This is a genomic window from Rhodospirillaceae bacterium (assembly GCA_016712715.1).
In the GTDB taxonomy this organism is placed as follows: domain Bacteria; phylum Pseudomonadota; class Alphaproteobacteria; order Dongiales; family Dongiaceae; genus Dongia.
On the sequence record JADJQM010000003.1, the window covers coordinates 469,140 to 480,922 of the forward strand.

General features: G+C 62.2%; 11 protein-coding genes and 1 pseudogene. 1 reads left to right on the plus strand and 11 read right to left on the minus strand.

The window, feature by feature from the left end; genetic code table 11:
* Positions 1-4: 4 nt before the first annotated feature.
* The 9 genes from IPK59_19985 to IPK59_20025 all read right to left on the minus strand — a co-directional run bounded on the left by IPK59_19985 (position 5) and on the right by IPK59_20025 (position 8,499).
* On the minus strand, positions 5-1,501 hold the full coding sequence (locus tag IPK59_19985; GenBank protein MBK8160941.1) for a sugar ABC transporter ATP-binding protein: 1,497 nt from the start codon (positions 1,499-1,501) through the stop codon (positions 5-7).
* A complete protein-coding gene (locus tag IPK59_19990; GenBank protein MBK8160942.1) occupies positions 1,498-2,505 on the minus strand; it encodes a hypothetical protein in 1,008 nt (335 codons plus the stop codon). The genes IPK59_19985 and IPK59_19990 overlap by 4 nt, the downstream gene beginning before the upstream one ends.
* 35 nt (positions 2,506-2,540) lie before the next feature.
* Positions 2,541-3,440 carry an SMP-30/gluconolactonase/LRE family protein gene (locus IPK59_19995; GenBank protein MBK8160943.1) on the minus strand — a complete coding sequence of 300 codons (900 nt, stop codon included), beginning with the start codon at positions 3,438-3,440 and terminating at the stop codon, positions 2,541-2,543.
* On the minus strand, positions 3,437-4,594 hold the full coding sequence (locus IPK59_20000) for an ABC transporter permease (GenBank protein ID MBK8160944.1): 1,158 nt from the start codon (positions 4,592-4,594) through the stop codon (positions 3,437-3,439). The genes IPK59_19995 and IPK59_20000 overlap by 4 nt, the downstream gene beginning before the upstream one ends.
* A gap of 80 nt (positions 4,595-4,674) precedes the next feature.
* Entirely contained in the window at positions 4,675-5,487 is an 813-nt protein-coding gene (locus IPK59_20005) for a sugar ABC transporter substrate-binding protein (protein ID MBK8160945.1), read from the minus strand.
* Complete coding sequence (locus tag IPK59_20010; protein ID MBK8160946.1) at positions 5,484-5,663, minus strand: hypothetical protein; 180 nt, start codon at positions 5,661-5,663, stop codon at positions 5,484-5,486. The genes IPK59_20005 and IPK59_20010 overlap by 4 nt, the downstream gene beginning before the upstream one ends.
* A 26-nt stretch (positions 5,664-5,689) precedes the next feature.
* Complete coding sequence (locus IPK59_20015) at positions 5,690-6,724, minus strand: ABC transporter permease (GenBank protein ID MBK8160947.1); 1,035 nt, start codon at positions 6,722-6,724, stop codon at positions 5,690-5,692.
* Positions 6,717-7,664, minus strand: coding sequence for a 3-keto-5-aminohexanoate cleavage protein (locus IPK59_20020; GenBank protein MBK8160948.1), 948 nt, complete (start codon positions 7,662-7,664; stop codon positions 6,717-6,719). The genes IPK59_20015 and IPK59_20020 overlap by 8 nt, the downstream gene beginning before the upstream one ends.
* A 37-nt stretch (positions 7,665-7,701) precedes the next feature.
* Positions 7,702-8,499: an SDR family oxidoreductase gene (locus IPK59_20025; GenBank protein ID MBK8160949.1), complete on the minus strand. Its 798-nt coding sequence runs from the start codon at positions 8,497-8,499 to the stop codon at positions 7,702-7,704.
* A 425-nt stretch (positions 8,500-8,924) separates the two neighbouring features.
* On the opposite strand from IPK59_20025, the pseudogene IPK59_20030 reads away from it, so the two are divergent.
* Positions 8,925-9,804: pseudogene (locus IPK59_20030) on the plus strand (DMT family transporter).
* A 128-nt stretch (positions 9,805-9,932) separates the two neighbouring features.
* Here the strand turns inward: IPK59_20030 and IPK59_20035 are convergent.
* Together IPK59_20035 and IPK59_20040 are read right to left on the minus strand one after the other, a co-directional pair.
* Complete coding sequence (locus IPK59_20035) at positions 9,933-10,961, minus strand: proline racemase family protein (protein MBK8160950.1); 1,029 nt, start codon at positions 10,959-10,961, stop codon at positions 9,933-9,935.
* A gap of 64 nt (positions 10,962-11,025) precedes the next feature.
* Positions 11,026-11,721, minus strand: coding sequence for a GntR family transcriptional regulator (locus IPK59_20040; GenBank protein MBK8160951.1), 696 nt, complete (start codon positions 11,719-11,721; stop codon positions 11,026-11,028).
* Positions 11,722-11,783 lie beyond the last annotated feature (62 nt).

Genomic DNA, 11,783 nt, shown 5'->3' on the forward strand with positions numbered 1-11,783 from the left:
GGGGTCAATGGATCGCGGCTTGCAGGATCTTGGCGGCGCTGGCTTCGGCGCGGGAGAAGTCTGCCGCGATTGTCCCGCTCTTGGCCACGAGAATTCGGTCGGAAAGATCCAGAATTTCTGGCAAATAGGACGATATGAGGATGACACCGACGCCGCTGTCGGCTAGGCGACGGATGATCTCGTGGATCTCGGCGATGGCGCCGACATCGACACCGCGCGTTGGCTCGTCGAAGATGATGACCTTTGGACTCTGGACCAGGGACTTCGCAATCACGACCTTCTGCTGGTTGCCGCCCGACAGATACAAGACGGATTGATCACCGCCGATGCTGCGGATCGACAGTCGCTCCGCCCATTCCCGCGCGATACTCCGCATCCTCCCAAGCGGGGCCAGCGCCTTGCCACGACCGCACTTTGCCAGCCAGCCGAGACCGATATTCTCCGAAATGCTCAGCGTCTCGAAGAATCCATCCAGCTTGCGGTCTTCGCTGACATAGGCGATGCCGTCCGCGATGGCTCGTGATGGCACGCCGTAGCGGATTTCCCGGCCATCCAGCCAGATACGACCGCCGCCGAAATTGCGCTTGGTATGCCCCATGATCACTCGGGCGACCTCGCTCCGGCCCGAGCCGATCAGTCCGGCAAGACCGGTGATCTCGCCTGGAAACACCGAGAAGGACATGTTGTTGACGACATTGCCCAGTCGAATGTTCTCGACCCTCAGGATTGGCAGGGCGGAGGAGGAACGACGCCCGGCGACGGGCACACTCGGCCGCGCCGAGATATCCTCGCCGATCATGTGATGGATCAGGCGCTGGCGATCGAACGCGCTGGCCGGTGCCGTGACCGTCAGTCGCCCATCGCGCAGCACCGAAATCCGGTCGGCATGCAGCAGCGCTTCCTCCAGCGCGTGGCTGATGAAGATGATCGCGACACCCTGTTGCCGCAAGGATTTCATCAGCTCGAATAGATGCTCCGTCTCTTCCGGCGTCAACGCGGCGGTCGGCTCATCGAGGATGATGACCCGCGCTTCGTTGAGAACGGCTCGGGCGATTTCGACCATCTGCCGTTTGGCCGCCGACAGCGAGCCGGCCAACTGTGCCGGATCCACGTTGAAATTGAGCCGCTGGAGAATCTGCCGGGCGGCACTCCGCACTTTGCGAACCGAATTGAACATGCGCTCGCGCCCCAGTATCATGTTCTGGGCCACGGTCAACTGCGGCACCAGGCTGGTCTCCTGAAAGACCATGGAGATGCCGCAATTCTTCGCATCCTTGGGCGTGGCGAAAGTCACCGGTTGGCCCGCGAACTTCAGCACGCCTTCGCTCGGCGAGATGACGCCGGCGATCAGCTTGCACAGTGTGGACTTTCCGGCGCCATTCTCGCCGGCCAAGGCATGGATCTCACCGGGATAGAGCTCGAAGCTGGCGTTATCAAGCGCCGAGATGCCACCATATTTCTTAGTAACGTTCTCCAGCGAGACGATGGGCTTGCCGGTCATGACACGGCGCCTTCTGGACCGAGATGGAGAATTTCGCCGCTGGCCTGGCTGACCGCGATGATATCCCCATGCCAGGACAGCGCATCGGTGATCGCATGCCGCCGCCCGTTGGCGCGCGAATGGGCGGATCTGACGGGCAACAGATGGCGATCCAACTCGATCACCAGCCCATAGGAGAAGGACGGAGCCCAGGGCTTGACCTCGCCGAAGAGGCGCGTGGCCCCGAGTTCGATCGGGAAATCATGGCTGAAGTCCGGCTTGAGGCGGGGCGAGATCCAGTTCCTGGGATCGATCGTTGCCGTCATCTCTGCAACAAAGGCCGGCTCCGTCTTCAGGAACTCGATCAGCGGATCACGCCTTGCGAGACAGGCCATCACATAACCAGAATTGGTCCGACGCAATCGTCCAGGATAAGCTGGATAGCCGGACTGGCGGGGTCGGCCGGTCGTCTCGACGATGCGGGCCAGTTCCAGTTCGGTGACGAGGACGTTGCCCTCGTCATCCTGGCTGATGCCCATCGGGCAATGCAATCCACTGGCAAGGACATTCACCCTGCCTACGGGCCTGACGACCGAAACCTGCCCGCGCGGCGTCGCATCCCACGGCGCCAGCGAGAGCGGGGCTTCGTCGGGCTTGTATCCAGTGTCGACGACCGCAAGCTCAGTTTCCGACAGGAACAGACAATCTGCGGCATGACCTGGTGCCAGAGACAACGACCAGGACGAAGAAACGTCTCCTGCCTGATCGAGAACCAGCACCGCGCCATCTGCGCAGCCAACGGCGACCAGGCCGCCAGGGCTGCAGCAAAGCGCTGTCACCGGGCTATCAAAGGTACGCCACAATCTTGGCGAGGCACCCCATTTCTTCAGGGCATGGAGGCTGTTGCCTGAGCTGAACAGCAATTGTTCATCCCGGGTGACGGCAAGTACGGCGGGAGCCGCCACCGCCAAGCCGGGCGCTTCGTCAACTCGGCTGTTGGGGCCTAGCACCCCTTCCAGCGTCATGGCGGGCGCTTGTTGCGGTCTCGATCGGAAAAACGTCACTCGCTCCTCCCCCAATAGCTGGCTGGCCCGGTCCAGTTCCGGTCGGCACCATCGAGCGGCAGGCGGCCGATCTTGTCGTTGGTGACGCCGCCGAGATAGAGCGCGCCCTCGTGTTCCCGCATCGAGGTGATCATGTAGAGCGGCCCGTCCGGCGCGTCCCATAGCGCATCGACGATCCGGCCCGACGCATCGATCTTGAGCACACCGCCGATATTGAGGTTGCCGAACAGCCAGTTGGTGGGCGGCACCCTTCGCGTCATGCGGCGCCGCAGATCGGGATACTTCATCGCCTGGTCGAAGACCGGATTGCGCGTACCGGCAAGCGCTATCCAATAGCCGCCATCGCTGGCGCGATTGATGTTGTCGGGATAGCCCGGCAGCCCCCGCACGAAGACACGGGGTCCCGCTGCGAGATTGCCAAGATCGAAGATCAGGATCGAACAGGTCCAACTGCTGGCAACCAGCAGATGCTTGGCGTCGTGAGTCACGCAGACACCGTTGGGAAAGATCAGATTGTCGCAGACGGTGCACGTCTTGCCGGTGCCGGGATCGTAGCTCAGCAGCCTTCCATTCGGCCGTCCCTCAAGCAGGTCCAGCCCCCAATCCTCGATATCGTAGCGCTTGGTCGCATCGGTGAAATAGATGGTTCCATCGGGGGCGATATCGAGATCGTCGGCCATGCGGATGGTGGTGTCGTCCTGGACGCTGAAGAAACTGCGCCCGGTCTGGTCCGTCAGCAATTCGACTGTACCATCCATCGCCACACGCACCAGTCCCCTCCCGGCGACACAGACGACGATGCGGCCGGCGCGGTCGGAGGCCATCCCCAGGGGCCTGCCACCGATCCGCGCGAAGACGCTCACCTCGGCATAGTCGGGCGCCAGCAAGCGCATCAAGCAGCCGTCCCGCGTCCCGCAATAGATATTGCCGGCAGCATCCAGCAGCACATCTTCCGGCCCGTCCAGTTTGCCCGCGGCCAGGATCTCGGCCCCGCGCAGCCTTGGTGCCACCTCATGCGGCATTGGAACTTCACATCGATGGCGATGATGACGACGATGATGGCGCCGAGGCTGAACTGAACAAAATCGCCCCTGAACCCCGCATTGATCAGGACATTGTTGAGGATGTAGACGGTGGCAAAGCCGATCATCACCGCGACCACCGGCCCCCGGCCGGGCACGAATCCGCCGAGCCCCACCACCAGCGCTGTGAGGGCGAAGAATTCGAGACCGATTCCGGTATCGGCGCCGATGCTGTTCTGCCGCGCCGCGAACAGAAAGCCGGCCAGGCCCACGATCAGTCCCGCCAGGGTATAGGCAAGGAACGCAGTCGTTTTCACCTGGATACCGCCGTGTCGGGCTGCCTTCCGGTTGCCGCCGACGGCCAGGATGTGCCAGCCGAGTCGCGTCTGGCGGAACATGACAAAGACCAGGATCGCCACCAGAAGCCAGATCCAGAATCCGATCGGCATCGACAGGAGTTTCTCGAACCCGACCCAGTCCCACAGATCGTCCACGCGGGCGCTGGTCGAGATCTCCACCAATTGCGCCTGGGAGGCGAGCGTAAACAGGCCGCGCGTGGTGATCATGGTACCGAGGGTGGCCAGCAAGGCGCCACAGCCGATCAGGCCGGCAAGAATCCCGTTGACGCTACCGATCAAGGCGCCGGTCGCCAGGCTGACGCCAAGAACAGCCGGCACCGGTAGATCAAGGATGTGGAAACAGAACAGCGCAGCAAAGGCCGACATGGCGAAATTCGATCCGACCGATAGATCGATCCCACCCACGGCGACGACGATCAGCAGCGCTAGCACGACAAGGCCACCATCGGCCGCATATTGGGCGAGGTTGCGCAGGTTGGCAGGTGCAAAGTAATCCTCGGTGGTCAGCAAAATGCCGATCACGACACAGGACAAGGCCAGGAACGGGATCGCACCTTCGACCCAACCCTTGGAGAGGATGTCGGCCAGGATTCTGCGCGGCGACAGCACGAACAGCGGCACCGCTTGCTTCGGTAGATTGGAAAAATCGATCTCGGCTGACATGTCCATGCTTCACAATCTCGAACGTGCGGGGGGCCGTCTGACCCCCCGCACGTCTCTACCACGACGTTCGATATCGGACCCGGCGATCACATCTTCCAGCAAAGGCTCGATGCGTTCGGGTCACCAGCCTTGATGATCTTCATCGGCGATTCGATCGAGAGCATCGAACCATCCGCTGCGGCAGCCCCCTGCAGCAGAAGATCGATCACCGTCGCGGCATCACGGCCCTGGCCATCTGCGTCATAGCTCCACACGCGATGCAACACCTTGTCCTCGACCGCCTTGCAGGTGACGTCGTCACCGCCGCCCGTCGCATAGACCAGGACCTTGTCCGAAAGGCCCGCATCCTTCACGGCCTTTCCGGCGCCCATCGTATGCACATCCCAATGGCCGAAGATCGCGCAGAGATCGGGATGCTGCTGCAACACGGTAGCCGTGATGGCTCGGGCCTTCTCCGGCTCCCAGTCCGAGGCCTGATTCGAGACGACCTGGATTTCCGGATGTCCTTCAAAGACCTTGAACGCCGCCTCGTTCATGATCACGCTGTCGGCCGCAGTCAGCTGGCCGGGGATGATCGCCACCTTGCCGGACTTCCCACTACCGGCGCCGCATTCCTTGACGATGTCCTCGGCGATTTCGCGGCCAATGCGATCCCAGTTGGCGCCGACAAAGGCGCTGGAGGGCTGGTTGGATTGCAGGTTGATCTGCAGCACTTTGATACCGTCCGCTTCCGCCTGCTTGATCTGGCGTGCCAGCAGCTGCACCGTCGGATTGTGCGCCACCAGGACATCGGGCTTTTCGCTGATGGCCTTGGCAAGCAATTCCGACATGGCGCCGGTATTGAACGCCGCATCGCGGATATCGAAGCTGTAGCCGTAGAGCGCCGCATGTTCCTTCATCCGTCGCGCCCAGCCTTCCGTGAGCGAGATACCCAGGAAATGGGCACGAAGATCACCTTCTTGCCCTTGATGTTGCTGTCGGCAAGCGCCGGCGCATTCAGCGACAATGCGATGCCGACACCCACCAGTGCGCCGATGCAGGTCCTGACCAGGTTACGTCCCAAGCGATGTTGCATGTTTTCCTCCTTGCGTTTCTAGCGTTTTATAGATCGCCCACGGTGTCGGTCTCGATTTCCCGTGGATTGAGATATTTGTCGACGATGATGGCGAGGATGAGGACCAGACCCTTCAGCATGTCCTGGGTCTGGGTCGTGAAATCGAGCAGCGTCATCCCGTTGCGCAGCACGGCGATCAGGGTGACGCCGACAATGATGTTGCGAATGCCGCCGCGCCCGCCGCGCAGTGGAATGCCGCCGCGCCCGCCGCGCAGTGGAATGCCGCCCAGCACGACGACCAGGATCACCTCGAACAGCAGGCTGCCATTCGTGACGGTGCGGAAATCGACGGCGCCGCTCGCTGCCGAAATCACCAGCCCAGCGAGCAAAGCCGTGAGGGCCGCGAAGACATAGACCAGCACGGTTGTCGGCCGCACCGGCAGGCCGGTGAGACGCGCCGCCTGGAAATTGTCGCCCATGGCATAGGTGATGCGGCCGGCCACCGTGTAGCGCAGGAACAGCCATGCCGCCACGAGCGCTGCGATCATCAGGGCGACCGGCACCGGTACGCCCGGCACGATGTCTCCCGCCAGGAAAATGACGGCCGGGTTGGTCTTTGGCAGCAGCAGCAGAAACTCGCCGCGCAGAATGGCAAAGCGGAACAGGCCCGTGATCAGCATGGCGGAGGCGAGGGTGGCCAGCATCGGCGGAATTTCGACATAGGCGATCAGCCAGCCGTTCACACCGCCCACCAGGACCATGGCCAGCACCGTCAGCAGCAGCCCGGCTGCGGCGGGAACACCTGGGCCGATCAGGATGCTGAAGGTGGCGGCACCGGCGACCATCTGGGCGATCAGGGAGAGGTCCAGCCCGCCTGAGATGATCACCACCGCCATGCCGCAGCTCAGGATCACCAGCGACGCGGAGTTGGCAAGGATGACCCGGAAATTGCCGACGGTCGCAAATCCCTCCGTCAGCACGGAAAAGGCCACGATCAGCAGCAGCGTCACGCCGATCACCACCATCTCAAGCAGGCTGCCCTTGCGGCGGTCGGTCTTGATGGTTGCGGCGATATCAGTCACGGAAGCTCACCTTGTCAGCACCCTTGGTCCTGAGGATCGCGCGCGCTTCGTCCGGGCTGGCAATCTCCAGGGACAATTCCTCCAGAATGCGCCGGATCTTCAGCACCTGATCTGCGCAGGTAGCGGCCAGCAAGCCGCGGCCGAGATAGAGGCTGTCCTCGAGACCGACACGCACATGCCCGCCCATGATGGCGCCCATCGTCACGAGCGACATCTGGTGTCGCCCCGCGCCGAGCACCGAGAATTCGTAGTTCTCGCGCCCGAACAGGCGGTCGGCCGTGCTCCGCATGAGATACAGATTCTCCGGATCGGCATTGAGGCCGCCGAGAATCCCCAGAACGCATTGCAGGAAGAAGGGTGGCTTGACCAACCCCTCTTCGGCAAGATGCGCGAGATTGTGGAGATGGCCCACATCATAGCATTCAAATTCGAAGCGCGTGCCGTGGGCGTCGCCCAAACGCGCGATAACCGACTTCATGTCGCGGAACGTGTTGCGGAAAATGAGATCTTCGGACCCCTCGACATAGGGTTGTTCCCAGGGGCACTTCCAGGTGATGATGCCGCGACCGGCCCGGTTAAAGGCGAAGTTCATCGAGCCCATGTTGAGCGAACACAGCTCCGGCTTGCCCTTCAGGGGATAGGCGAGGCGTTCCTCCAGCGTCATACGCGTACTGCCGCCGGTGGTGATGTTGACGATCGCATCCGTCTGCGCAGCGATCCTTGGCACGAACTGGTCGAAAATTTCGGGACTAGGTGTCGGGCTGCCATCCAGCGGGTTGCGGGCATGAAGATGCAGCACCGCCGCGCCGGCTCGCGCCGCTTCAATGGCTTGCTCGGCGATCTCCACGGGTGTCACCGGCAGATGTTCGGACATGGTCGGTGTATGAACCGACCCGGTCACCGCACAGGTGATGATGACTTTGCGTTTGCTCGACCTCATGTCCCGCTATCCGCCGTCCCCGTTCCAAAACCAGGCTTCACAGATATTCGACGTTGCCGTCGACGCTGATGGCCTGCGCCGTGATGTTGCGCGCCAGGTTGGACGCCAGAAAGAGCGCCAGATGCGCCACATCTTCGGCGTCGACCATCCGCCGCAATGAAATTTTCTTGAGATAGGAGTCCCGCATCTCCTCGAAGCTGACGCCGAGCGCGCGGGCCCGATCGGCGATAACGCCGTCCATGCGCGCGCCATTGACCACCCCCGGCAGGATGGCGTTGGCGCGGATGCCGTCGGGTCCAAGCTCGACAGCCAGCGATTTCACGAGGCCGACAAGCCCCCATTTGGTCGCCGCATAAGGCGTCCGATACCCGTAACCGAGCCTCCCCGCCACCGAACTCATCACCAGAATGGATGGATTGCGCGCCGACTTCTTCAGCAGCGGAACGCAGCGATTGAGAAGGTAGAAATGGGACTTGAGATTGACGTCGATGATGCGGTCGATGTCACGATCCGCGTAGGTCTCGATCTCGCCGGTCGGGCCGGCGATCCCGACATTATTGACCAGTACGTCCAGCCCACCCAGCCGAGCTGAAACTTCGTCGAGGACCCGGTCGGCATTTTCCGACGTCGCCGCGTCGCCGGCCGTGCCGGTCATAGCAATGCCGCCCGACAAGGTGTCGTGGAGCGCCTCTTCGCTGACATCGGTGATGTGGACCCGAGCCCCCGCCGCGGCGAACATCTCTGCCACCACCCGGCCGATGCCGCCGCCCCCAGCGGTGACCAGTACCCGGAAATCGCGGACGTCGATTGTCTGTAACCGTTCCCCTGTCGCCACGTCGCACCATTCTAAAAGGGCTTGTTTGTGACTGCTGGGTGGTAAGTAACTGATTTATTTGAAAGATACTATGTTATATAAATACATATCATGATAATACTTATGTGTGTTTCATCCATTTCTTATCACGCCCTTCTGTCAGGGGCCGGTTGGAATGCCTCGGCTGCAACCGGCCGACTCAGGGCCTAACCCGGTTCTCTTCGGGGAGCATGGTGAGATCGTCATTCAGTCATCACCCTGTCACCGCGGCGACAGGAGCTGGCAAAGGAGAGTGAAATGAGCTGGCAGGGGCGCCTGGGATCGCAGCCCAGAAGACGGCGAGCCTCACCTATTGAAATGATGCATCTGTCGATCCTTCCTGGCTTGGAACGAGGCACGCGGTCGCGCCTGTGGCCTAAACCCGGATTCACGGCTAGAAAGCTGGGATGAAATCCAAAGCACACGGCTACATTTTCGCACTCGCGGCCACCACGATCTTCTCCTTCCAGGACGCCGTCTCGAAGCATCTCGGCGACCACTATTCACCGATCTTCATCACCATGATCCGGTATTGGGCGTTCGGCGCCTTCTGCATATTGCTGGCGTCGCGGAAGCGGGGCAGGGCCTGAGAGCGGCGGCCACCACGACGCGCCCGGCGCTCCAGATCTTGCGGGGTGTGCTGCTTGCGACGGAGATCATGATCGTCATCACCGCCTTCGCACATGCGGGTCTGGCGCATTCGACCGCCGTACTGTCGGCCACGCCGCTCGTGGTCACCTTGCTCTCGATCCCTTACTCGGCGAACATGTCGGGTGGCGACGCTGGTCGGCGATTGTGGCCGGGCTGATCGGCGTGTTGCTGATTCTCAGGCCCGATGCCACTGGTTTTCTGGATCCCTGGCTGCTACTGCCGGTCCTCTGCTGCTTCATGTATGCGATTTATATAATTGCGACGCGGCTGGTCAGCCGAACCGATTCATCGGCAACCAGCTTTTTCTATATTGGCGTCGCCGGCGCGGTCACGGCTACCCTGGTGGGGCCATTCTTCTGGAGCGACCTCGAAGGCTGGGACAAGGCCTGGATGGGCCTCCTCTGCATCACCGGCATGACCGGCCACTATCTGGTGATCCGCGCCTATGAACTTCTCGATGCTTCCGCCGCCCAGCCCATTACCTATCTCGGCTTGGTCTATGCTTCATTGTTCGGAGTGTTTCTCTATGGCGAAACGCTGACCTGGAACACCGTGGCCGGCTCGATGATCGTCGTCGGCGCCGGCATTTTCACGTTCTGGCGGGAGTATGTACGCCGCCATCAAGCCTCGGACTGAGCCACGCCAAACCGCCGTAGAACCGAATGAGAGGGACAGGCAACCATCGCATCTCCGGACCGGAAGCTCCGGCATGTGCGCAATGTCACGGGCGGCTTCACCGACAAATTGTTCGGGGTCGCCCAACCTCACGCAAACCAGGTGTCGGACAGGCGATACCCCTCCGGGAATGGATCTTCCGGATCGACCCCGTAATGACTGACGCCCGTCAGCCAAGCGCGGCCCGACACTTCCGGGATGACCGCGGGCACGGCACCGGACCTGGTCGTTTCCAGGATGCGGCAATCGAACACCGTGTCGAGGATCGAGGTGTGGCGGAATTTCTCGCCCACCGCGAGCTCACCGCGCGCATGGAGCAGCGCCATCCGCGCCGAGGTGCCCGTTCCGCAGGGACAGCGGTCGAGCCGCCCCGGTGAGACGACGACTGCATTCTTCGAAGTCTTGACGCCGTCAATCACCTCCATCGGTCCGGCGAATTCGGTCTGGTTGATCGTGTGGATCTCCGGATTCTCCGGGTGCACCGAGGGCAATTGCACGGCCGCCGCCGCCTTGATCCGCTCACCGAGGCCGATGAGGTCGCGCGCCTCGTCCCGCGCCAGCGTCACGCCAACATCCTGCGCATTGATGATGCAATAGATCATGCCGCCATAGGCGACATCGACACGAAAGCTGCCCAATCCCGCGACCTCGATCATCCTGTCTCGGTGCATGACGAAGGACGGGATGTTGCGGAACGAGACGCGGCGGCATTTGCCGTTGACGCAGTCCGCCCGCACCTCGACCAGCCCGGCCGGCGTATCGACCCGCACGATCGTCTCCGGCTCGCGCATGGGAATGATGCCGGCCTCCAGCGCCACCGTCACCGTACAGATGAGGTTGGAGCCCGACATCGGCACGAAGTAATCAGATTCCATCACGATCATGCCGATGTCGGCATCCTCGCGGATAGGCGGCGTGATGAGATTGACCGCGGCGTTGACACTGCCGCGCGGATCGAACAGCAGCATGTTGCGCAGCCAGGCACTGTCGCGCTCCAGATTCACCATGCGCTCGAACATCGACCGTCCCTTGGGCGGCAGCACGCCGCCGGTGATGACGCGGCCGACCTCGCCTTCCGCATGGGCGCCGACAACGGTGATGACACGGTCCAGTTTCATGGTGCGACCCTTTGAGATCAGTGATGGGCGGCCGCCGACACGGCCGAATGGACGAGCGACCGCGTCAGGCCGGGCGGCCGACCCAGGCGTTCTGCTTCAGGCCGGAAATGACATCGTCCCGCGCCTCGGAGATATGCTTCTTGAGCAGCCGGCTGGCACCCGTCACATCGCGCGCGGCATAGGCATCCATCAGCGCGTTGTGATCGTCCATGGCGCGGGCCTGGGCTGACTTCGCATCGATCTGCAAACGCAGATATCGATCGGCGGAACTGTAGAGAGACTGCAACACAGCGAGGGTCCGTGGCCGGTTGGCCGGCAGCGACATCGCCGTGTGCAGCGCCCAGTTCAACCGGCTGAGCTCCGCCGGCTGCGCACCGGCGGCCAGCGCGGTCTCGTATTCGGCCAAGGCCACGCGCACCTTCGCAATGTCCTCAGCCGTCGCCTTCTCGATCGCGCGCTTGAGCATGAAGGGCTCCAGCAGCAGGCGCGAATCGAAAATGTCGACCGCGTCATCGATGGTGAGCGACGCCACCACGGCACCGCGATGGGTGTGGATGACCAGCAACCCCTCACCTTCGAGCTGGACCAACGCCTCGCGCACGGGGATACGGCTGACGCCGAGTTCGGCCCCCACCGCTTCCTGGCGGATCTGATGCCCGCCCGGATAGATACCGGACACGATCCGCTGCCGGATCGTGTCGGCCACCGACGATGTCACGGTGTTGCGTTTGACGCCCGGTTCTGCCGCTGGCCTAGCCATTCCTCGACTCGCTGCAATGATCGCGCAAATTGGATATTGGAGTCATTATTGCCATCATAACC